28 protein-coding genes, 1 tRNA gene and 1 pseudogene are annotated in these 21,514 nt (G+C 57.5%); 17 read left to right on the forward strand and 13 right to left on the reverse strand.

All coding sequences use genetic code 11. From position 1 onward, the window contains the following. Positions 1 to 26: 26 nt before the first annotated feature. Complete coding sequence (locus PseAD21_RS17230; protein WP_102356723.1) at positions 27 to 971, forward strand: alpha/beta hydrolase; 945 nt, start codon at positions 27 to 29, stop codon at positions 969 to 971. Here the strand turns inward: PseAD21_RS17230 and PseAD21_RS17235 are convergent. Continuing rightward, positions 968 to 2,779: an ABC transporter ATP-binding protein gene (locus PseAD21_RS17235; RefSeq protein ID WP_102356724.1), complete on the reverse strand. Its 1,812-nt coding sequence runs from the start codon at positions 2,777 to 2,779 to the stop codon at positions 968 to 970. The genes PseAD21_RS17230 and PseAD21_RS17235 overlap by 4 nt on opposite strands. A gap of 202 nt (positions 2,780 to 2,981) precedes the next feature. Between PseAD21_RS17235 and PseAD21_RS17240 the strand changes: the two genes are divergently transcribed. Beyond that, complete coding sequence (locus tag PseAD21_RS17240) at positions 2,982 to 3,395, forward strand: VOC family protein (RefSeq protein ID WP_102356725.1); 414 nt, start codon at positions 2,982 to 2,984, stop codon at positions 3,393 to 3,395. 57 nt (positions 3,396 to 3,452) lie between these two features. Here the strand turns inward: PseAD21_RS17240 and PseAD21_RS17245 are convergent, their stop codons facing one another. Then, on the reverse strand, positions 3,453 to 3,782 hold the full coding sequence (locus tag PseAD21_RS17245) for a hypothetical protein (RefSeq protein WP_102356726.1): 330 nt from the start codon (positions 3,780 to 3,782) through the stop codon (positions 3,453 to 3,455). A gap of 167 nt (positions 3,783 to 3,949) precedes the next feature. On the opposite strand from PseAD21_RS17245, the gene PseAD21_RS17250 reads away from it, so the two are divergent. The 4 genes and pseudogenes from PseAD21_RS17250 (at position 3,950) to PseAD21_RS17265 (ending at position 5,494) form a co-directional block, all read left to right on the forward strand. Continuing rightward, positions 3,950 to 4,225 (forward strand): hypothetical protein, encoded by a 276-nt coding sequence (locus tag PseAD21_RS17250; protein ID WP_102356727.1) that lies wholly within the window; start codon positions 3,950 to 3,952, stop codon positions 4,223 to 4,225. Between the two features lie 70 nt (positions 4,226 to 4,295). After that, complete coding sequence (locus PseAD21_RS17255; RefSeq protein ID WP_102356762.1) at positions 4,296 to 4,502, forward strand: hypothetical protein; 207 nt, start codon at positions 4,296 to 4,298, stop codon at positions 4,500 to 4,502. Positions 4,503 to 4,574: 72 nt separating this feature from the next. Next, positions 4,575 to 4,775: pseudogene (locus tag PseAD21_RS17260) on the forward strand (helix-turn-helix domain-containing protein); the annotation flags it as partial. 185 nt (positions 4,776 to 4,960) lie between these two features. Then, positions 4,961 to 5,494, forward strand: coding sequence for an NADPH-dependent FMN reductase (locus PseAD21_RS17265; RefSeq protein ID WP_256588181.1), 534 nt, complete (start codon positions 4,961 to 4,963; stop codon positions 5,492 to 5,494). Between the two features lie 91 nt (positions 5,495 to 5,585). Here PseAD21_RS17265 and PseAD21_RS17270 read toward each other — a convergent pair whose 3' ends face one another. Beyond that, entirely contained in the window at positions 5,586 to 6,488 is a 903-nt protein-coding gene (locus PseAD21_RS17270) for a LysR family transcriptional regulator (protein WP_102356729.1), read from the reverse strand. Positions 6,489 to 6,605: 117 nt separating this feature from the next. Between PseAD21_RS17270 and PseAD21_RS17275 the strand changes: the two genes are divergently transcribed. The 4 genes from PseAD21_RS17275 to PseAD21_RS17290 all read left to right on the forward strand — a co-directional run bounded on the left by PseAD21_RS17275 (position 6,606) and on the right by PseAD21_RS17290 (position 9,416). Continuing rightward, positions 6,606 to 7,025: a nuclear transport factor 2 family protein gene (locus tag PseAD21_RS17275; RefSeq protein WP_102356730.1), complete on the forward strand. Its 420-nt coding sequence runs from the start codon at positions 6,606 to 6,608 to the stop codon at positions 7,023 to 7,025. A 3-nt stretch (positions 7,026 to 7,028) separates the two neighbouring features. Beyond that, on the forward strand, positions 7,029 to 8,090 hold the full coding sequence (locus tag PseAD21_RS17280) for an SDR family oxidoreductase (protein WP_102356731.1): 1,062 nt from the start codon (positions 7,029 to 7,031) through the stop codon (positions 8,088 to 8,090). 49 nt (positions 8,091 to 8,139) lie between these two features. Continuing rightward, on the forward strand, positions 8,140 to 8,685 hold the full coding sequence (locus tag PseAD21_RS17285; RefSeq protein ID WP_102356763.1) for a histidine phosphatase family protein: 546 nt from the start codon (positions 8,140 to 8,142) through the stop codon (positions 8,683 to 8,685). A 437-nt stretch (positions 8,686 to 9,122) separates the two neighbouring features. Continuing rightward, positions 9,123 to 9,416, forward strand: coding sequence for a hypothetical protein (locus tag PseAD21_RS17290; protein ID WP_256588178.1), 294 nt, complete (start codon positions 9,123 to 9,125; stop codon positions 9,414 to 9,416). Here the strand turns inward: PseAD21_RS17290 and PseAD21_RS17295 are convergent. Continuing rightward, a complete protein-coding gene (locus PseAD21_RS17295) occupies positions 9,383 to 10,030 on the reverse strand; it encodes a hypothetical protein (protein WP_146011293.1) in 648 nt (215 codons plus the stop codon). The two genes, PseAD21_RS17290 and PseAD21_RS17295, sit on opposite strands and share 34 nt — an antisense overlap. Before the next feature lie 116 nt (positions 10,031 to 10,146). Between PseAD21_RS17295 and PseAD21_RS17300 the strand changes: the two genes are divergently transcribed. The 7 genes from PseAD21_RS17300 (at position 10,147) to PseAD21_RS17330 (ending at position 13,840) form a co-directional block, all read left to right on the forward strand. Then, positions 10,147 to 10,572, forward strand: a complete 426-nt coding sequence (locus PseAD21_RS17300) for a hypothetical protein (RefSeq protein WP_256588179.1) — start codon at positions 10,147 to 10,149, stop codon at positions 10,570 to 10,572. Then, entirely contained in the window at positions 10,569 to 10,961 is a 393-nt protein-coding gene (locus PseAD21_RS17305; RefSeq protein ID WP_102356733.1) for an ASCH domain-containing protein, read from the forward strand. Before PseAD21_RS17300 ends, PseAD21_RS17305 begins: the two co-directional genes overlap by 4 nt. A 73-nt stretch (positions 10,962 to 11,034) precedes the next feature. Further along, a complete protein-coding gene (locus PseAD21_RS17310; RefSeq protein ID WP_102356734.1) occupies positions 11,035 to 11,220 on the forward strand; it encodes a DUF1382 family protein in 186 nt (61 codons plus the stop codon). A 240-nt stretch (positions 11,221 to 11,460) separates the two neighbouring features. After that, on the forward strand, positions 11,461 to 11,778 hold the full coding sequence (locus PseAD21_RS17320; protein WP_102356736.1) for a hypothetical protein: 318 nt from the start codon (positions 11,461 to 11,463) through the stop codon (positions 11,776 to 11,778). 51 nt (positions 11,779 to 11,829) lie between these two features. Beyond that, complete coding sequence (locus PseAD21_RS17325) at positions 11,830 to 12,327, forward strand: hypothetical protein (RefSeq protein WP_102356737.1); 498 nt, start codon at positions 11,830 to 11,832, stop codon at positions 12,325 to 12,327. A gap of 44 nt (positions 12,328 to 12,371) precedes the next feature. After that, positions 12,372 to 12,773: a hypothetical protein gene (locus PseAD21_RS30055; RefSeq protein ID WP_224794775.1), complete on the forward strand. Its 402-nt coding sequence runs from the start codon at positions 12,372 to 12,374 to the stop codon at positions 12,771 to 12,773. Then, on the forward strand, positions 12,659 to 13,840 hold the full coding sequence (locus tag PseAD21_RS17330) for a tyrosine-type recombinase/integrase (RefSeq protein WP_256588182.1): 1,182 nt from the start codon (positions 12,659 to 12,661) through the stop codon (positions 13,838 to 13,840). Before PseAD21_RS30055 ends, PseAD21_RS17330 begins: the two co-directional genes overlap by 115 nt. Before the next feature lie 69 nt (positions 13,841 to 13,909). Here the strand turns inward: PseAD21_RS17330 and PseAD21_RS17335 are convergent. The 9 genes from PseAD21_RS17335 to thrS form a co-directional block, all read right to left on the reverse strand. Then, positions 13,910 to 13,986, reverse strand: a tRNA-Pro gene (locus PseAD21_RS17335). 88 nt (positions 13,987 to 14,074) lie between these two features. Then, complete coding sequence (locus tag PseAD21_RS17340; protein WP_003179985.1) at positions 14,075 to 14,431, reverse strand: MerR family transcriptional regulator; 357 nt, start codon at positions 14,429 to 14,431, stop codon at positions 14,075 to 14,077. Continuing rightward, entirely contained in the window at positions 14,412 to 14,714 is a 303-nt protein-coding gene (gene ihfA, locus PseAD21_RS17345) for an integration host factor subunit alpha (RefSeq protein ID WP_002553164.1), read from the reverse strand. Before ihfA ends, PseAD21_RS17340 begins: the two co-directional genes overlap by 20 nt. Positions 14,715 to 14,717: 3 nt before the next feature. Further along, positions 14,718 to 17,096, reverse strand: coding sequence for a phenylalanine--tRNA ligase subunit beta (gene pheT, locus PseAD21_RS17350; protein WP_102356739.1), 2,379 nt, complete (start codon positions 17,094 to 17,096; stop codon positions 14,718 to 14,720). A 26-nt stretch (positions 17,097 to 17,122) separates the two neighbouring features. Next, entirely contained in the window at positions 17,123 to 18,139 is a 1,017-nt protein-coding gene (pheS, locus tag PseAD21_RS17355; protein WP_003226365.1) for a phenylalanine--tRNA ligase subunit alpha, read from the reverse strand. A 109-nt stretch (positions 18,140 to 18,248) separates the two neighbouring features. Continuing rightward, positions 18,249 to 18,605 (reverse strand): 50S ribosomal protein L20, encoded by a 357-nt coding sequence (rplT, locus tag PseAD21_RS17360; protein WP_007913489.1) that lies wholly within the window; start codon positions 18,603 to 18,605, stop codon positions 18,249 to 18,251. Between the two features lie 28 nt (positions 18,606 to 18,633). Beyond that, positions 18,634 to 18,828, reverse strand: coding sequence for a 50S ribosomal protein L35 (rpmI, locus tag PseAD21_RS17365; protein WP_002553160.1), 195 nt, complete (start codon positions 18,826 to 18,828; stop codon positions 18,634 to 18,636). Between the two features lie 60 nt (positions 18,829 to 18,888). Beyond that, positions 18,889 to 19,440 (reverse strand): translation initiation factor IF-3, encoded by a 552-nt coding sequence (gene infC / locus PseAD21_RS17370; RefSeq protein ID WP_171057393.1) that lies wholly within the window; start codon positions 19,438 to 19,440, stop codon positions 18,889 to 18,891. After that, complete coding sequence (thrS, locus tag PseAD21_RS17375) at positions 19,440 to 21,362, reverse strand: threonine--tRNA ligase (RefSeq protein WP_003226368.1); 1,923 nt, start codon at positions 21,360 to 21,362, stop codon at positions 19,440 to 19,442. The genes infC and thrS overlap by 1 nt, the downstream gene beginning before the upstream one ends. Positions 21,363 to 21,514: the final 152 nt, after the last annotated feature.

Below are 21,514 nucleotides of genomic sequence, written 5' to 3' on the forward strand. Positions count from 1 at the left end.
TTGTCTGCGCTGTGGTGAACCGTTTAATGTTCCTTTCCTTCATGACCCGTCTGCGTCGCCGTCGTCTGGCGTTCGCCTGCATGGTTGCGCTGATCATTGGCGTACCGACGAGTTGTGCCGTTCTCGAACACACCGAGCGCAAGCTGCTGTTTCGCATCGAGCCAGGCACGGCCGGCTGGTATCACGGCTTGCCGGGTAGCGTGCAGGAGCTCGACTTGCAGCCAAAAAGCTTCAAGGCCGGGCAGAACATTCATGCCTGGTGGTGGCCAGCAGAACGGCCGAATGCCCCGGCGATTCTCTATCTGCACGGTGTGCGCTGGAATCTCACCGGGCAGTTGTTCCGTATCGAGCAATTGCGCGCGGCGGGCTACTCGGTACTGGCCATCGATTACCGTGGTTTCGGCCAGAGCAAGGGCGATCTGCCCTCGGAAAGCAGCGTGTATCAAGATGCCCGCGTGGCGTGGGAGCGCTTCAAACTGCTGCAGCCCGACCCGAGCAAGCGCCTGATCTACGGCCACTCCCTGGGTGGCGCTGTGGCGATTGATCTGGCGGCCGAACTCGGCCAGGACGCTGCCCGGGACCATACACCGCTGCCGGTCAAGGGCCTGGTGATCGAGTCGACATTTACCTCTCTCGCCGATGTGGCGGCTGCAGTGGCCAACACCTCGCTGCCGGTGCGCTGGCTGCTGTCGCAGAAGTTCGATTCCATCGACAAGATCGCCGAAATTCACATGCCGCTGCTGGTGGTGCACGGCATGGCCGACGCCTTCGTGCCGCCGCGCTTCAGCGAGCAGCTGTTCAACGCCGCGCAACAGCCCAAGCGATTGCTGCTGGTGCCTGGCGCCACCCACAACAACAGCATGGCGCTGGGCGGACAGAATTACCGCAAGGCGATCGATGCACTGATGCAGTCCAGACCCGCGCCTCGTGTGGCCAGCCCGGCAGTGGCGCGCAGCGCCCAGGACTCCTAGCGATAACCACGGGCCTGCAGATCGAACAGGCTGGCGTAGTGTCCGTTGGCGGCGATCAGGCTGTCGTGATCGCCCTGCTCCAGGATCCGCCCGCCCTCCAGAACGATGATCTGATCGGCGTTGCGCACACTGGAAAAACGGTGGGAGATCAGCAAGGTCATGCGACCTTCGGTGTGCTGGCTGAAATGCTCGAACACCGCCGCTTCCGCAGCAGGGTCCAGCGCCGAGGTCGGTTCGTCGAGGATCAGGATGTCGGCATCGCGGCGCATGTAGGCCCGGGACAAGGCAATCTTCTGCCATTGCCCACCGGACAATTCCTGACCACCGGCAAACCAGCGGCCCAATTGCGTGGCGTAGCCGCGGTCAAGTCCTTCAATGAACGGTGCGGCCATGCCTTCGGCAGCCGCGGCCTTCCAGCGTTGCTCTTCATTGAACGCCGCGGTATCGCCGACGCCGATGTTTTCACCCACGGTGAACTGGTAGCGGATGTAGTCCTGGAAAATCACGCCGATACGCCGGCGCAGCGTGGTCTCTTCCCAATCCTGCAAGTCGCTGCCATCGAGCAGAATACGCCCTTGATCGGGTCGATACAGGCGAGTCAGCAGTTTGATCATTGTGGTCTTGCCTGAGCCGTTCTCCCCCACCAGCGCCATGCTCTTGCCTGGCACCAGGTGCAGGTCGATACCTTCCAGCGCCGCACGGTTGGCCCCCGGATACCGGAAGCCGACGTTTTCAAAGCGCAGGCCATCGCCCGGTTGCGCGCCGACAGTGAGATGACCGGAGTCGGCCAGCACCGGTTCGGCCAGGTATTCGTAAAGGTTCGACAGGTATAAACCGTCCTCGTACAAACCGCTGATCGCGCTCAGGCTGCTGCTGACCGCCCCCTGTCCCTGCTTGAACAGCACCAGGTACATGGTCATTTGGCCCAGACTGATATTGCCATGCACTGCGTCGATCACCACCCAGGCATAAGCCAGATAGAAAGCCCCGGTGCCGAGCAATCCAAGGCCGAAACCCCAGCCATCGCGACGCAAGGTCAGGCGCCGGTCCTCGGCATAAAGTCTGGCGAACGTGTCCCGGTAACGCTGCAACAGCAACGGCGCGAAGCCGAACAGTTTGACTTCTTTGATGTAGGCCTCGTGGGACAGCAAGGTTTCGATGTAGCTTTGCTGTCGGCTCTCTGGCGCACGGCGGGTGAACAAGCGGAAAGCATCGCCGGAAAAGTGCGCCTCGGCAAAAAACACCGGCAACGCGCCGACCACCAGCAACACCAGTGCCCACGGCGAAAAATGCACCAGCAACACACCGAAGCTGATCAGCATGATCAGGTTCTGGATCAATCCCAGCGACTTCATCACCAACGCCAGCGGCCGGGTCGAGGCTTCGCGGCGCACGCGGACCAGTTTGTCGTAGAACTCGGAGTTCTCGAACTGCACCAGCGACAGGGTCTGCGCCTTTTCCAGAATCAGCGTGTTGACCTTCTGTCCCAACTGCACCCGCAGCAGCGACTGCTGGACCGACAACGCTCGTTGTGTGCCGGACAACAGCGCCAATACCCCCGCCTCCATCAATACATAACGCAATACTGGCCACAGTGGCACATCACCCTGCTGCGCGTGCATCTGCATCGCCGTCACCACCGCATCGACAATACGCTGGCCCAGCCACGCGGCCAGCGCCGGCAATACACCGGCAATCAGGGTCGCCAGCACCAGTCCCAGAAATAATCCGCGTGACGTCGCCCAGACCAGCAACAAGGCGCGCCGGGCCTGATCGAACAGAGCGTTGAATCGGGAAATCAAAGGCATGCAATGGTGCGCTCGGCAACGGGTAGAGCGTGCCATGGTACTCCGCAGGTTTATTCCGTGCTGAGACTGGGCCTTTTCATGAGAAAAACATCTGGAAAAACTCTGCCCGTTCCGGCGTCCAATGCTCTGCTATGTTTTAACCGCCTTTCGCGGAACCTGGCGAAAATCGCCTCACTCCGCGCCTACTGCCAGGATCGCTACCATGAGAATCAATCCCTACCTGATCTTCAACGGCAACTGCCGCGAAGCCTTCACCTTCTACGAGCAAGCCTTGCAAGGAAAACTCGAAGCAATGATGACCTTCGGCGAAACACCCGCCGCCGAGCACGTACCGAAAGAGCACCACAACCTGGTCATCCATACCTGCCTGAAGGTCGGAGACCAGATGATCATGGCCTCCGACACCACACCTGACCGGCCGACCGGGGGCATGAGCGGGTGCTCGATCTCCCTCAATGTCGACAGCATTGCCGAAGCCGAGCGAGTGTTTAGTGCGCTGGCCAAGGACGGCCGCGTCGACATGCCGCTGGAGGCGACGTTCTGGGCCGCTCGCTTCGGCATGCTGGTGGACCGCTTTGGCGTGTCATGGATGGTCAATTGCGAGCGCGACAAGTGACGCTGAGGTTTCGTCAGGCATGAAAAAGCCCAACCTCTTCAGATTGGGCTTTTCTGATTATCGCTGGGCCAGCTCATGCCGCACGCATTGCTCGTAATAGGTCTGCTTGACCGCCGCCGGTTTGAGCGTCGAGGTACTGTTGTAAGTCTGTTCGGTGATCCCCATCGCCGTCATGCGCATCCACGGTTGCTGGAACTTGCGCACCTGCAATTGCTTGCGCGCACCGTACAGGGAAATCCCCGACAGCTTCGACTGCTGGGCACCGGCAGCGATGTCTGAACCCCACGTACAGGCAAACCGATGACTCTTGCTCAACTCTTTCGCCTGGACTCCCGAGGCAAATGCAGCCAGGGAAAGCGTTGCAACGGTTATGACAATCGTCCGCATATAGCCAACCTAACCTTTTGAAAAAAGGCGAGTTTGCCCGGTCCGGGGAAACCAGGGGGCCAGCAATTTGCCGCCTTGCTTCAGCGCCTGCCGCTCGTCCAACGGGCGGCACCCTGGCCCTGCCCGTGTCTCCAATACGCTACACCCCTCGTACGGAAGGTCTGGAAATGAACAAGACAATTGCAACCTTGGCACTGGCAAGCCTGATGTTGACGGGCTCGGGCTTCTCACTGGCAACCGAGAAGGCAGGATCCGCCGCGCCACCCACTGCCATTCCGGGCGTGAACCAGTCCAGCAACACGTCTGAATCCAACGAAGAGAAAGCCAACAAAAAAGGTGAAGAAGCCTCGGGTTCGAACTCCGGCGCAGAATCGAAAGAAACCGAGAAAGACACGGCGACCTCCAGCGACTCGGAAGACATTCAGAGCAAGCCAAAACAGTAACCACTGGATTGAACGGCAGTGAACGCCGATCATGCTGGAGATTGTCAATTTCCTGCAGATGAATGAGCGAATGCCGAAAAAACCAGCGCAAACTCCAGTCACAGCGACCACCGCCGCTGACATCGAACGCTCGATCCAGGCGCTTAACAAAATGGCCGAGCGCCTGTGGGGCGACGGCCGGGAAGCTGAGGCAAAGGCGCTTCTGGATGCACTGGATGCACTGAACCGGGCGCTGGACCGGATCAGGATTGGTGAGAGCCGCAGGGTTCTGCATTGAGCCCTGCCTGCGCGCAGCGACTTCTGAGCCGCCGCGCAAAACTCACGCGAATGAAAAAGGCCAATGGCAATGCGGCACCTTCGAAAAGCAACCGGCCTTTGAACCCGGTATTTGATCCAGCGTATGCAACTGAACAGGGCCCGCGTGCTCCTGGAAACCAGCCGATACTCCGTTGAATCCATTGCCGAGCAGGTGGGATACAAGGATGCCACCGCCCTGCGGCGACTTATGCGCCGCCTGTTGAACGCCTCCCCAAAACAGCAGCGCCGGTAAAACCTGGCATCCAGAGCTGGATCCTTCAGAGGATCACCCACTGTGTTTCAGCGAGTGCCGTGTTCATTCGTTCGTAGCAACAAGATGCAAGAACATGTCCATTGCTGCATTGCCCTGCAGCAATGGTGTGTGAGGTCAGGCTCGTGCGAAACTTCACCGACTCACGAATCACGGACGGTGTTGAAATGGTGTGCCTGCTTGCTGTCTCTGGAAGTCTGCGCCAGACCTCCTCCAACTCAATTTTGCTCCGAGCAGCTGAGCGTCTATGCCCTGAAGGGGCATTGGTCATGCATTACGACGGTATAGGTGCATTGCCTCACTTCAACCCGGATCTGCTCGAAGATCCCCCTGAGGCAGTCATCGCGTTATGCTCAATTATCGGGCAAGCGGACGGGCTGTTGTTTTCATGCCCCGAATACGCGCGAGGTATTCCCGGTTCATTCAAAAACATGCTCGATTGGCTCGTGAGCAGTGCAGAGTTTCCGGGCAAGCCTGTCGCGCTTTTCAACGCGTCACCCAGAGCCAGTCACGCGCAAGCTGCATTACGCCTGGTACTGGATACGATGTCCGCTCGCATCATCGAGGAAGCGTCAATGACTGTTAACCTCCTGTCCAGCCAACTGAGCGCCGAAAGCATCGCCACCGACCCGGTGATGGGACCAAAGATCGTTACTGCACTCGGCGCCTTTAAACGACGCCTCGAAAATCAAGATTTTTGATACTCCAACACGGGTTTCACCCGATGGCGTTCCTTCGAGTTGCCATAGACGACGCCCCGTACACGGCAGAGATCGTTGTTCTGCCGATATTTTACAGGTCCCCTTCCAAGCGGCAGCCCTCGACGTTTTCCACGGACAGGGCTTCGAGCATTACCTGCTCCAGGATGGCAAAGAAACATTTGATGTGAGCCTGCTTCAATGCCTGAGGCCGGGTCACCAGATAGACCTCCATGTCGGGAAGGTGGATATCCGGGAACAGCTCGATCAGATCCTTCGCCAGTAAACGGGGCAATACCGCCACCCCCATACCTCGCCTCACCGATTCGAGTTGCGCGACGAACGAATTCACACTGATCTGCGCGCGCTCCAGGCCCGCGGCCTTTGCCGCTCGCATTTGCGGCAACATGTCCAGCGGCGGAAGCAAGGCAATGTTGATCGCAGTGCCCGGCGTCACCCGCGGATGCCGTTTCAGATAATCTGCATCGGCGAAGACACCATAAGCGAGCCTGCCTATGGGTCGATAAATCAGCGACGGTTCGCCCAGATGAGCAGTGCGTACAGCAATGTCTGCCACGCCGCGAACGATCTTGTGAAAGTCGCTGGTTACCATCAACTCCACCGAGCAACGCGGGTGCAGAGAAGTGAAACGACTCGCGGCCTCCAGCACGCATGACGAGAACCCCTCTCCGGCACTGACCAGGACACTGCCAGACAGCGCGGTGTTGAGCTCGGATATGCCCGCAACGGTTTGACGCCTCAAGCCCGCTTCCGCCGCCAAGGCGACTTCAACGAGAGATTGGCCCCGCGAGGTCAACCAGCATCCTTCAACGCCCCGCTCGACGAGTGGCTCGCCCAGTGCGATCTCAAGTTGGGTCAGCCGGCGGGACACGGTAGACGCCGCGATTCCCAGGAACTGACCAGCTTGAAGGAAGCTGCCACGCCGAGAAACTGCCAACAGCAGACGAAGATCGTCCCAATTTGCTTGCAACGCCATGCGTCCTGTCCTCCCTGGTCTGCATATGTGCAAAGCCATTATGCAGTAGTCGCTGTTTTTCGGCCGCGGCCTCAAAGGTATATCTGCAGGCCCTCGAACACGAATGGACTGGACTATATGACTACTGGCCCCAACGACTTTGCGGAACGCGCCGCCAGCGCCTTCAATCGCCATGATGTGGAGGCGATGCTTGCGCTGGTTTGCGAAGACTTCATCTACCTCGACAGCATGGGGATACAAACCGGTCGCGAAGCCATGCGCAAACGGGAGAGTGCATTGTTAGAAGCGCTCCCCGATGCCCACGTAATCTACAGCCCATTCGCCGTCAGTAACGATCGTTTGGCGCTGACTGCCTTCCTGACCGGCACATTCGCCGCCCCCTTGGTGCTGCCAGGCCGGGTGATTGCACCTCATGGACGCCATATCACCGCGTACTACGCCGCACACTTCACCTTCAAAAACGGGCTGGTCATTCGTGAAGAGGCCTTCTTCGACAGTGCAGTGCTGCTGCCGTTAACCCATCCGGCAGAGGATTGAGCCATGTACAGTGTATTCGTTACCGGTGCGACCGGTTTGTTGGGTAACAACCTGGTACGTGAACTGGTCGCTCGTGGTTACTCGGTCAAAGCCCTGGTCCGTTCAAAAGCCAAAGGACAACAGCAGTTCGACAATTTGCCCAGTGTCGAACTCATCGTCGGGGACATGGCCGATGTCGACGCATTCGCAGCGTCACTGCAAGGTTGCGATACGGTGTTTCACACTGCGGCGTTCTTTCGCGACAACTACAAGGGCGGCAACCACTGGAAGGAACTCGAAAAGATCAACGTCGCCGGTACGCGCGACCTGATTCACCAGGCCTACCGCGCCGGCATACGGCGGTTCATCCATACGTCCTCCATAGCCGTGCTCGATGGCGTACCTGGCTCGCTCATTGATGAGACATGTCTGCGGGCCGACGCCGACGCGGATGACTACTACCGCAGCAAGATCCTCGCCGACCGCGTCATCCTGTCGTTCCTGCAAGCACATCCCGAGATGCATGCCTGCATGGTGCTGCCCGGTTGGATGTGGGGTCCTGCCGACATTGGCCCGACCTCCTCGGGGCAGTTGGTCAACGATGTCGTACACGGCAAGTTACCCGGGCTGATCCCAGGCAGTTTCTCCGTCGTCGATGCACGTGATGTGGCATTCGCGCTGATTGCTGCGGCCAAACATGGCCGACGCGGTGAACGCTATCTCGCGGCGGGCCGGCATATGACGATGCGTCAGTTGGTTCCTGTTCTAGGACGTATAGCGGGCGTCAAGACACCCGTTCGACAACTACCGCTCCCCCTTCTATACACTTTGGCGGCTGTGCAGGAGATCTATGCGCGCCTTACCGGCAAGCCGATTCTGCTGAGCATGGCCACGTTGCGCCTGTTGATACGAGAGGAGGACCGTTCCTGTTTCAACCACCGCAAGAGTGAACAGGAGCTTGGCCTGAGTTTCAGGTCGCTAGAGCTGACAATCACTGACACCGTGGCGTGGTACCGTGATCATGGCTGGTTTGAAAGCCACAGTGCCTCGAAGAAAAAAAGCTCATCCGCCATGATCGACATCTGACGCTCGGAAAAAACAAGGACGTAAAATGTTGAAAAGGGAAATCATCCTGATGCGTCACGGTCAGCCAAAACTGGCCGCAACGGACAAAATTTCAGTGTTCGAGATGAAAGACTGGATCGAACAATACGACCGATCCGAAATTACCCATCACCCGGTCCCACCTGCCAGCCTGCAACTCGCCGCAACCGCCAAGGTGATTGTTTCAAGCAGCGCGCCACGTGCGCTGAGTTCCGTCCAGGCGCTCGGCCTGAAGCCTGCACTGGTCGACGCGCTTTTCTGCGAAGCACAACTACCTTCAGGCCATTGGAAACTGCCACGGCTATCGCCGTTTACCTGGGCAATTATCCTTCGAGTTTTATGGCTGTGCGGTTACTCACGCAATGTCGAATCCGCCGGCGTTGCAAGGAGGCGCGCCAGCACGGCAGCCAAGCGATTGCAGTCCATTGCCAGCGATGGACCGGTTTTGCTGCTCGGCCATGGCTTGATGAACCGAATGATCGCCAAACAACTGATGGCCGATGGATGGGCGCGCCAAAAACGTAACGGCAGCCAGTACTGGAATGCGACCGTGTATCAAAGGCCGCCATTTCGGTAGCCACAGGAGTGGATATGCCCAGAAAACCTGAAAAGCGCCCAGATACGGTAGCCTGTGGAAACCCGAAGTGCTCCAGGAGCAATCTCGATTATCAGGCTTATCGAAGCTCGTCGCCTGGCGAGCACGTAGAGGAGGAACGCATCCATTGGCGTGCCTATCCCGCTATCGGAGGCAACGCAGTTTTATGTACCTGCGGGCATTTCACTATTTTCTATAACCCTGCTGAACAGTCGCCACCATCGCGTTAGTAGAAATGCTCATTTGATACCAACAGAGATCCGGCACCGCTTTACCACGGTCGTTTGTCAGCTCTGATGCAGCGTGCGGTCAAGTGGGCCCGGTGCTGTGCTAAATCCAAGCCTAAAGATCGGCTTAGAGCTCTATCTGCGTTACATAAGCAAACCATTCGAGCAGAGACGAGTCATGCGAGGGACGGAATGAAAAAGCTGAAAAACCCGCTCACCCTGTTGGTTTTGATCATTGTTGCAGCGTCCTTCAGCGCTCCATTTGGAACTCCGCAACTAGCGGCTTTCGCAAAAGACTTTTTACCGGCTGTAGCGACATTGATCGCCGCCTACGCTGGTGCATGGTATGGAGCATCCTTGGTTCGAGATGCGGCTCAGGAAGACGAGCGGAAAAGGCAGATAACCCATGGCTACATTCAGTTCGACAAGCGAAGGTCGCCTAGTCATAACCTTCAACGGGTTAGCGCTTGCTTAATGATTTTGTAAAGCTGTACGTCAGATTCCCGAACAATCTCTACAATCTCATTATTGACCTGACCCAATTTAAAACTGATAAACACCTTTATTGCTTCCCCTGTCCGATCATTTATCTCGTTGCATATAGCGTTTAGATCTTTTTTCACTTTAGATCGAAGCTCATAAGGATTTACGGGAAAGCGCCTTAATTGATCCTCAGTAATAAAAAATAAACTGCTGCGCCAATTCTTCGCATACCTGTTTATCGCGGCATCCCACATCAGTCCGGATCGCTCAAGATCCTCCAGTTCAGCTGATAACTGGGAGTCCTCAATGCCCTCGGCCTTCTTAAGCCAATAGGCTTTGATGTGCGTTATATGGGTGAAGATGACTCGTAAGTCCTCAAACGAGTCGCCTAACTCTTTTAGCGTGACAAATCTTTTCTCAAATCCAAACTGGGCTCTCCAAGCTCCAAGGGTCCATATTGCGAAGCAAGCAGTGGCCACCGTGGCCATAAAGCTTAATAGCTCCCAAATATCTTTCCAGCCAGATAGAGAATTAATATTCACGCCAGATAGAAGCAGACCCAATACCACACCCACACAAATCAGCAATAAACATATTAAATATCTGAATCTATCCACGCGACCTCCTGCTCTTAGTCACTGATTATGCCTCAGTGATGGAGGCGGGACTACATACCCTCTCACCAATGAACCTCCCCCTTCAAAGTCAGCCGCTATAGCGGCAAGGACGACTCATGTCTGATCAAAAGATTACGTTCGTCAATGGCAAGCCGGCCAAGTGCGGCTGCAAGATGGAATTCAGTTTTGGCGGCGGGCACTACTCCGACGTGCTTTACGTGATGCCGTGTGCTGCCCACAGTCAAAAACCTTTCGGACCAGTCGAAGTGAAGCGCGACAAGGATGGCTGGTGGTATCACCCGAACATCCCGAGCTTTGGCGAAGGCGAAGACCCGGCCCCCTATATTTCCTGGACCAAAGAACAGGGGCTGGAACTGAAAGGCTGGAACTCTGGCGACGAAACCTACGACCTTCCAGATGAAGATGCCGCATGCACCGCTTGGAATCCCGAATCGCCCGGGCCGGAGTGGTTCTTGATGGGGATCTTCGATACGGACGACGGCCCTTATGTGCAGTGGGCACGCCGCGAGGTGACGCCATGAAGGCGCTTTCAATCCGACAGCCGTGGGCCTGGCTGATCCTCCACGGCGGCAAGGACATCGAGAACCGTAGCTGGCACACGAAGTTTCGAGGCCGGTTCCTCGTACACGCTTCGGCGAGTTGCACACGCAAGCAATGGTCCGATGCCGTTTCGTTTGCCCTGAAAGCCGGATTGATCAATCACCCTGCAGAGGTTCCACCGATCAATGAGCTGCTGTTGGGCGGCATCGTCGGCTCGGTGGAATTGGTCGACAGCACCGATACGAGCGACTCGCGCTGGTACATGGGCGAGAAAGCCTTCCTGCTCCGCGATCCAAAACCGATGGCGTTCACTCCGCTGAAAGGCCGGCTCAACTTCTTCGACGTCCCTGACGGACTGGTGCAGCCATGATCACCAAGTGCTTACTTGGCTGCACCCTCTTCTTCTGGCTTCCATTGGTACTGACCATAAAGGCGGTGATCGGATGAATCGCGCAAACCCGAAAGACCTTCGTAATGCCCTGGTGACAGCCAATGCTTTCGTAAAGGCCGGCATCCTCTTCGTGGCCGTACCGATCACTGATCAAGCTGACTACGCAGACCTGCTCAATCAGGCCGGCGAACGCCTAGAAAAGCTCGAACAGCAAGCCAATCAAGAGGTGACGCCATGATCTTCGCCCCGCTCTACATGGCCTACCTCATCTACAAGGGGCCGTGGCGATGAGCCACATCGAGCAGAACCTGCTGACGAAGCCTGGTTACTCACCCTACTGCGGCGCCGACGCCTGCATGGTCTGGGCGAGAACGCGATGGAACGGCAGTCAGTTTCAGTGCCAGTGCGGCTGGACAACTTGGCTTTGTGCCGATTTCATCGCCGCGTACAAGGCGAAGTGGAAGCCTGAGGTAAAGCCATGAGCCGCATGGTCAGCGTCCGAACCGAGGAACTGACCGGCCCGGCGCTGGACTGGGCAATCAGCGCGATCGAGGGTGATCAGCAGCCCGGTACCGGACAGCTGCAACTTTTCGCCCTGCCCGACGCCGAGCAACTGATCACGAAGTACGGCGTCTGGGTCGATGTTGGCCACCAGCATCCTTGGCTGGCCGACCTGACCAACGAACCGTTCAACCGCCAAGCCGGCGAAACCCGGACGATCGCCGTGTTCCGCGCCGTGGTTTTTGCCAAGCGCGGCGCAACGGTCAAAGTCCCCGCCGAACTCATCCAGCAGTAACCCCTCCCAAAACTCAACAGCCTGCCGGTGTACGGCGGGCGAGGAATTCGTATGTCTGATCAAAAATATCCGCTGCGCGAAGTCGCGATCGAAGCCATCTCCGATATCGCCCAGCACCTTCCGCTCGACTGCCAGATGTTTCTCATTGTCTGCCGGCCCGGCAAGGCCGACTTCGACCTGGTGCTGCCATCGCCGGAGGCGAACTTGAATAACGCGCTCGACGCGCTGCGACGCCAAGGCCTGAGCATCGACGGCGACAACGCCTACAAGCGCGATCTCCTCGACGCAGTTGTAGGCGCGCTGGCACTCGGCGCGCAGAACAACAACCCGCCGCCGGCCGAACACTGGGGGCAGCGCTTCTGGGATATCGGTCGGGAGGAACGCGAGTTGCACGACGAGTTGGTCGCGGCACTGAAGCTCACCCGCGAGAACCTGCGCGCCTGCCAAGCAACGATCCACTTGGCCGGAAGCTTCGATCCCGCCTACGTCAACGATGCACAAGCCGCCATGAAGATCGCCGACGCGGTTCTGGCCAAGGCCGGCGCATAACCCATCACCACCTTCTGCCGCCACGCGCGGCATGGAGCATCCCTATGTCAAATCGCAGCGCGGCCCAGGTCGCGCCCATCCTCCCGCGCTTCATTCGCGCCGGTGAGGCATACGGCTACCTCGGCATGTGCCGGGACGAATTCAACAAAACAGTCCGGCCGAACGTGCGTGAGTTCCCGATCGGGAAACAGGGCATCGGGTTCGACCGGATTGAGCTTGACCAGTGGGCTGACGCCTACATCGAGTCCATGGCAATTGAAAAAGCGGCCAATCAGGACAACAATCAGCCCCGCAGTGGGCGCCAAGGAGCAAGTAAATGGCGCGAAAAACAATCTCCGGCCTCTACGAGAGGAACGGAATTTGGCACATCGACAAAGTCGTCAGAGGTCAGCGACTTCAGGAAAGCACTGGATCAAGCGAAAGGCAGGAAGCGGAGCAGTACCTGATCCACCGCCTGGAAAAACTCAGACAGGAAAAGGTTTACGGAGTGCGCGAGGTGCGAACCTGGCGGGAGGCTGCCACCAGATTTCTGGTGGAGTTCAAGGATCAAGCCTCGATTGCCCTGTCTGCGTCTCACATCGAACAGCTCGACCCGTACATTGGCGACCTGCCAATCACGCATATAGATGACGGCACCTTGGCCGCCTTCAAGCGAGATCGGCAGAAGCCGACCAAAACAGCGAATGGGAAAGTAAAGCCAGGCGTATCGAACAGGACGGTGAACATCGCTCTGCAGCGAGTCGTACGGATCTTGAACCTGTGCCACAGGAAGTGGCGAGACGCAGAGAAACGGCCGTGGCTGGATAGCGTGCCGATGATCTCGATGCTGGAGGAAAAGAGGTCGAGCCGGAAGCCCTACCCGTTGTCATGGGAAGAGCAGTCGATGTTGTTCTCTGAGATCCCGGATCACCTGTTGAGGATGGCACTCTACAAAGTGAACTCGGGAAGTCGGGAGCAGGAAGTCTGCAAACTTCAGTGGGATTGGGAGATACGGGTGCCGGAATTGGGAACGAGCGTGTTCCTGATCCCATCAGAATTTGGTGGGAGGCACGAAAAGGCGGGGGTTAAAAACAGGGATGAAAGACTGGTAGTGCTGAATCGGGTTGCGATGTCGATTATCGACGGCCAGCGCGGTCTGCACACAAAGTACGTGTTCCCTTACGGTCAGCCGGACGAGTACGGACCAACCGCGATGCACCGCATGAACGACACGGCATGGAAGAGCGCAAGGATCAGGGCGGCGGCGAAATGGGAGAAGGAACACAAGTCACCAGCGCACCCTGGGTTCCGGTCGATCAGGGTTCACGATCTGAAGCACACCTTTGGCAGAAGGCTTCGTGCAGCGAACGTGACAGAGGAAGATCGAAAGGCATTACTTGGGCACAAGAACGGCAGCATTACGAGCCACTATTCTACCGCAGAGCTTGAGCATTTGATTGAGGCGGCAAACAAAGTGTCGGCAACCGATTCGCGAGGACCGGCTCTGACCATCTTGAGGAGAAAAACGGGATGAACCCCCGCAAAAGTCCCTACGCATGAAAAAGCCCAACTGGTTAGAGTTGAGCTAAGTCATTGAGTTATATGGTCGGGACGGAGTGATTCGAACACTCGACCCCTAGCACCCCATGCTAGTGCGCTACCGGACTGCGCTACGCCCCGACTGGTTTGAAACCTGCTCTTCGTCTCGAAGAGCGCTCAAGAATATAGCGCAAGCTTTTGAAAACTGGAAGTATTCAAACGCAGCTTTTTATTTCTTGAGAACCACCAGCACATCTTCAAGCTCGGCAATCATCTGGCGGATCATTTGCTTGTATTGGGTGGTGTCGTCTTTGGCTTCATCGCCGGACAAACGCAGGCGCGCGCCGCCGATGGTGAACCCCTGATCGTAAAGGAGCGCGCGGATCTGCCGGATCATCAGCACGTCCTGGCGCTGATAATACCGGCGGTTTCCGCGGCGTTTGACGGGGTTGAGTTGAGGAAACTCCTGCTCCCAGTAGCGCAGCACGTGTGGTTTTACGGCACACAGCTCGCTGACTTCACCAATGGTGAAGTAGCGTTTGCCCGGGATGACGGGTAGTTCGTCGTTATGACTTGGTTCCAGCATAAGCCTCAACTCGGGCTTTCAACTTCTGCCCTGGACGAAAGGTGACCACACGGCGAGCCGTGATCGGGATTTCTTCCCCCGTTTTCGGGTTGCGGCCAGGCCGCTGGCGTTTGTCCCGAAGGTCGAAATTGCCGAAACCGGACAATTTGACCTGCTCGTTGTCTTCAAGAGCGTGCCTGATTTCCTCGAAAAACAGTTCAACCAATTCCTTGGCTTCCCGCTTGTTCAGGCCCAGTTCTTCATACAGACGTTCCGCCATCTCAGCTTTCGTCAAAGCCCCCATACGTCACTTCCTTAACGTGGCGTTCAACCTTTGTTCGAGCGAGGTGAGGATATTTTGCGTCGTCGAATTCACCTCATCGTCATTAAGAGTGCGCGATGGATGCTGCCAGGTCAAGCCAACTGCAAGGCTTTTTCTATCAGGATCAATACCTTTACCCTGATACACGTCAAACAGCCTGAGATCCGTGAGCCATTCACCTGCATTTTCACGGATTACGTCCAGCACAGCCGAGGCCGCGACGTCTTTGTGCGCGATCAGTGCAAGGTCACGACGCACTTCAGGAAAGCGCGACAACTCGTGGAATTGCGGCATTTTTCCAGCTGCCACTTCCGCCAGAACCAGCTCAAAGACGAAGACTGGACGATCCAGACCCAGGGCTTTGGACAATTCAGGGTGGATCGCGCCGATAAAGCCGACCTCACGCCCGTCACGTTCGATGCGCGCGGTTTGACCCGGGTGCAACGCCGGGTGTTTGCCCGGGGCGAAAGTGAAGGTATCCAGTGCACCGGCGAAACCCAGCACCGCTTCAACGTCAGCCTTGACGTCGAAGAAATCGACCGTGTCGCGACCTTGCGCCCAGCCTTCCGGCAGACGGCTACCGCAAACCACACCCGACAGCATCGGCTCTTGCTTCAGGCCTTCCAGCTGACCAACGAAGCGCAGACCGCTCTCGAACAGCCGCACGCGATCTTGCTGACGGTTCAGGTTGTGCTGCAACGCCTTGACCAGACCCGGCCACAGCGAGGAACGCATGGCAGCCATGTCGTTGGAGATCGGATTGGCCAGCAACAGCGGCTCGACGCCCGGATTGAACAGTTCGAACTGACGTGGATCGATGAAGCTGTAAGTGATCGCTTCCTGATAACCACGGGCCACCAGCAGGCGACGCAGCTCAGGCAGATCGCTGCGCGCTTCAGCCTTGGCTTGTGGCGCCAGACGCGCTTGCGGATAACGAACCGGCAGACGGTTGTAGCCGTACAGACGCGCCAGTTCTTCGATCAGATCGACTTCCAGGCTGATGTCGAAGCGGTGGCTTGGCACTTCTACGCGCCACTGCCCTGCTCCGTCAGCGGAAATGTTCAGACCCAAGGCGCTGAGCAGACGCTCGACCTGCACCGAATCCATTTCCATGCCCAGCATCTGGGTAATGCGCTGCGCACGCAGGGTGATCGGCGCGATCGACGGCAGGTGCTGCTCGCTGACGGTCTCGATGATCGGGCCGGCTTCGCCGCCAGTGATTTCCAGCAGCAGGCCAGTGGCGCGCTCCATGGCTTCACGGGCCAGTTGCCAGTCCACGCCACGCTCGTAACGGTGCGACGCGTCGGTGTGCAGGCCGTAGGAACGCGCCTTGCCAGCCACAGCGATCTGGTCGAAAAACGCACTTTCCAGGAAAACGTCGCGCGTGGTCGCGGACACACCGCTGTGCTCGCCCCCCATCACGCCGGCAATCGCCAGAGCGCGAGTGTGGTCGGCGATCACCAGCGTATCGCTACGCAGGCTGACTTCCTGACCGTCGAGCAAAACCAGCTTCTCGCCCTCTTCCGCCATGCGCACACGGATGCCGCCATTGATTTCGGCGAGATCGAAAGCGTGCAGCGGTTGACCCAGCTCAAGCATCACGTAGTTGGTGATGTCGACGGCAGCGTCGATGCTGCGCACTTCGGCGCGGCGCAGACGCTCAACCATCCACAGCGGGGTTGGCTTGGACAGGTCAACGTTGCGGATGACACGGCCCAGGTAACGCGGGCAGGCGGCAGGCGCCAGCACTTCCACCGAACGCACTTCGTCGTGCACCGCTGGAATGGCCATGACCACTGGACGGGTGACCGGAGCGGCATACAGCGCGCCCACTTCACGGGCCAGACCGGCCAGCGACAGGCAGTCACCGCGGTTCGGGGTCAGGTCGACCTCGATGCTGGCGTCTTCCAGGTCCAGATACACGCGGAAATCTTCGCCCACCGGCGCATCAGCCGGCAGTTCCATCAGACCGTCGTTACCTTCACCGACCTGCAACTCGGCTTGCGAGCAGAGCATGCCGTTGGACTCGACACCACGCAGCTTGGCCTTCTTGATCTTGAAGTCGCCTGGCAGCTCGGCGCCGATCATGGCGAACGGAATCTTCAGGCCCGGACGCACGTTTGGCGCACCGCACACGACCTGGAAGGTTTCCGCGCCATTGCTGACCTGGCACACACGCAGCTTGTCGGCGTCAGGGTGCTGCTCGGTGCTCAGCACCTCGCCCACTACCACGCCGCTGAAAACACCGGCGGCCGGGGTCACGCTATCGACCTCCAGGCCCGCCATCGACAGACGAGCAACCAGCTCGTCGCGACTTACCTGCGGGCTAACCCAGCCACGCAGCCATTGTTCACTGAATTTCATCCTGCTCTCCTAAGAATTCGTTACGACTAGCGAAATTGCGCGAGGAACCGCAAGTCGTTGTCGAAGAACAGACGCAAGTCGTTCACGCCGTAACGGAGCATCGCCAGACGCTCGACTCCCATGCCGAAGGCAAAGCCGGAAAACTCTTCCGGGTCGATGCCGGACATGCGCAGCACGTTCGGGTGCACCATGCCGCAGCCCATGACTTCCAGCCAGCCGGTCTGCTTGCAGACGCGGCAGCCTTTACCGCTGCACATCACGCATTCCATGTCGACTTCAGCGGATGGCTCGGTGAACGGGAAGTACGAAGGACGGAAACGTACGGCCAGCTCTTTTTCGAAGAACACACGCAGGAATTCTTCGATGGTGCCTTTGAGATCGGCGAAATTGATGTCGCGATCGACCAGCAGGCCTTCGACCTGGTGGAACATCGGCGAGTGGGTGATATCGGAGTCGCTGCGATACACGCGGCCTGGGCAGACGATGCGGATCGGCGGCTGTTTCGATTCCATGGTGCGAACCTGTACCGGCGAGGTATGGGTGCGCAGCAGCATGTTTGCATTGAAGTAGAAGGTGTCATGCATCGACCGGGCCGGGTGGTGGCCTGGGATGTTGAGCGCCTCGAAGTTGTGATAGTCGTCTTCGACCTCAGGGCCTTCGGCGATGCCGTAGCCAATACGGGTGAAGAATTGCTCGACTCGTTCCAGAGTCCGGGTCACCGGATGCAGACCACCGGAGGTCTGGCCACGGCCCGGCAACGTCACATCAATGGATTCGGCAGACAGTTTGGCAGCCAGTTCGGCTTCTTCAAACAGCGCCATGCGCGCATTGAGAACGCCTGTGACACGTTCCTTGGCAACGTTGATCAGCGCGCCGACTTGCGGACGCTCTTCTGCCGGCAAATTCCCCAGGGTCTTCATCACCTGAGTCAATTCGCCCTTTTTGCCAAGGTATTGAACCCGGATTTGCTCCAGGGCATTGATATCTTCAGCGCTTTGCACAGCCTCTAGTGCTTGAGAGACCAGCGCATCCAGGTTTTCCATGTACAGACTCCAGATACAAAATAGGGGAAGAGCTTGAAGGCTCTTCCCCTATTTAAGACGTTTACCACCTGGCCCCACGAAAGTGAGGCCGGGTGATTGTCGGGGGTACTTAAGCCAAGGTGGCTTTAGCTTTCTCGACAATCGCAGCAAACACCGCTTTTTCGTTCACTGCCAGATCAGCCAGAACCTTACGGTCGATCTCGATGGACGCTTTTTTCAGGCCAGCGATGAAACGGCTGTAGGACAGACCGTTAACACGAGCACCAGCGTTGATACGAGCGATCCACAGAGCGCGGAACTGACGTTTTTTCTGACGACGGTCACGGTAGGCGTATTGGCCTGCCTTGATTACCGCTTGCTTGGCAACACGGAATACGCGGGAGCGTGCGCCGTAGTAGCCTTTAGCAAGTTTCAGAATTTTTTTGTGACGCTTACGGGCAATGACGCCACGCTTTACACGAGCCATGAGTTACTTCCTCTATTCTTGACTAAAATTAACGAAGGCGCAGCATGCGCTCGACTTTTGCCACGTCAGACGGATGCAGCAAGCTGCTACCGCGCAGTTGACGCTTACGCTTGGTCGACATTTTAGTCAGGATGTGGCTCTTGAAAGCGTGCTTGTGCTTGATACCGTTAGCAGTTTTCAGAAACCGCTTAGCAGCACCACTTTTGGTTTTCATTTTTGGCATGTTCGGATACTCCGCATTCAGTTGATAAACATAATCAGAAGGCCTGCCGTGCCCTGTTGATTACTTCTTCTTTTTCGGGGCGATGACCATGATCAGCTGGCGTCCTTCCATCTTAGGATGCTGTTCGACCGAACCGTACTCGAGCAGGTCAGCTTCAACCCGCTTGAGGAGTTCCATCCCCAGCTCCTGGTGGGCCATCTCACGGCCGCGGAATCGCAAGGATACCTTGGCCCTGTCCCCATCACTCAGGAAACGTACCAGGTTGCGCAGTTTTACCTGGTAATCCCCTTCCTCCGTCCCTGGACGAAACTTGATTTCTTTTACCTGAATCTGCTTCTGGTTCTTCTTCGCCGCGGCAACCTGCTTCTTCTTTTCGAAGATCGATTTGCCGTAATCCATCACCCGGCAAACCGGTGGGATTGCGTCTGCGGAGATTTCCACCAGATCAAGCTTTGCTTCTTCAGCAATACGAAGCGCTTCATCAATCGAGACGATGCCAATCTGCTCGCCATCAGCGCCAATTAACCGAACCTCGCGTGCCGAGATATTCTCGTTGATCGGGGCTTTCGGTGCAGCTCGTTTATCTTGTCTCATTTCACGCTTAATAATAATTACTCCGAATCTGGGCGACCACGCCGGGAAACCGCTTGCGCGAGAAACTCAGCGAACTGGGCGACGGGCATCGAGCCCAGGTCAGCACCTTCACGAGTACGCACAGCGACAGTCTGCATCTCGACTTCCTTATCTCCGATAACCAAAAGATAGGGAACCTTGAGCAAAGTATGCTCGCGGATTTTAAAGCCGATCTTTTCATTTCTCAAGTCGGACTTGGCACGAAATCCGCTTTCGTTGAGAGTTTTTTCAACTTCTGCAACAAAATCTGCCTGTTTATCAGTGATATTCATGATCACCGCCTGCGTTGGCGCGAGCCATGCAGGGAACGCACCTTCGTAGTGCTCGATCAGAATCCCGACGAAACGCTCGAAGGAACCGAGGATCGCACGGTGCAACATCACCGGGTGTTTGCGGCTGTTGTCTTCGGAGACGTATTCAGCGCCCAAACGGACAGGCAGGTTAAAATCGAGCTGCAAGGTACCACATTGCCAGACGCGACCGAGGCAATCTTTCAGCGAGAACTCGATCTTCGGACCGTAGAACGCACCCTCACCCGGCTGCAGATCGTACGGCAGACCCGCAGAATCAAGGGCTGCAGCCAGTGCCGCTTCAGCGCGATCCCACAGCTCGTCGGAACCCACACGTTTTTCCGGACGAGTGGACAGCTTCATCTCGACATCGGTAAAGCCGAAGTCGCGGTAAACGTCCATGGTCAGCTTGATGAAGGCAGCGGATTCAGCCTGCATCTGCTCTTCGGTGCAGAAAATGTGGGCGTCGTCCTGAGTGAACGCACGTACACGCATGATGCCGTGCAACGCACCCGACGGCTCGTTACGGTGGCAGGCACCAAACTCGGCCAGGCGCATCGGCAGCTCGCGGTAGCTCTTCAGGCCCTGATTGAACACCTGCACGTGGCATGGGCAGTTCATCGGCTTGATGGCGTAGTCGCGGCTTTCCGACTCGGTGGTGAACATGTTGTCGGCGTAGTTGGCCCAGTGCCCGGATTTCTCCCACAGGCTGCGATCAACCACTTGCGGGGTCTTGATCTCGAGGTAGCCGTTGTCACGCTGCACCTTGCGCATGTATTGCTCGAGCACTTGGTACAGGGTCCAGCCATTCGGGTGCCAGAACACCATGCCCGGCGCTTCTTCCTGGGTATGGAACAGGCCCAGGCGCTTGCCGATCTTGCGGTGATCGCGTTTTTCCGCTTCTTCGATGCGCTGGATATAAGCCGCCAGCTGCTTCTTGTCAGCCCAGGCAGTACCGTAAACGCGCTGCAGTTGCTCGTTCTTGGCATCACCGCGCCAGTAGGCGCCGGACAGCTTGGTCAGCTTGAAGGATTTCAGAAAACGAGTGTTCGGCACGTGCGGACCACGGCACATGTCGACGTATTCTTCGTGGTAGTACAGGCCCATGGCCTGTTCGTTCGGCATGTCCTCGACCAGGCGCAGCTTGTAGTCTTCGCCACGGGCCTTGAACACTTCGATCACTTCGGCGCGCGGAGTGACTTTCTTGATGACGTCGTAATCTTTATCGATCAGCTGATGCATACGCTGTTCGATGGCGGCCATGTCGTCCGGCGTGAAAGGACGTTCGAAGGCGATGTCGTAATAGAAGCCTTCGTCGATGACCGGACCGATGACCATTTTGGCCGTCGGGTACAGTTGCTTGACCGCATGGCCAACCAGGTGCGCGCAAGAGTGGCGAATGATCTCCAGCCCCTCTTCATCCTTTGGCGTGATGATTTGCAGCGTCGCGTCGCTGTCGATGATGTCGCAGGCGTCGACCAGCTTGCCGTTGACCTTGCCGGCCACTGTGGCCTTGGCCAGACCTGCACCAATGGATGCGGCGACCTCGGCTACGGAAACCGGGTGATCGAATGAACGTTGACTGCCGTCGGGAAGAGTAATAGTTGGCATGGCGCCTCCTCTCCTAGTGGTGACCCCTACCAAAGGTCACGTGGGTTGGGATGAGCCAGTACAAGATCCGATCCAGGCCATTCAATGACGAACGCCTGCCTTACAGCGGCAGGAGCCTTGCGGCCAACCGGAAAACCGAACCAGAGTGACTG

Source organism: Pseudomonas sp. AD21 (genome assembly GCF_002878485.1).
Lineage (GTDB): Bacteria > Pseudomonadota > Gammaproteobacteria > Pseudomonadales > Pseudomonadaceae > Aquipseudomonas.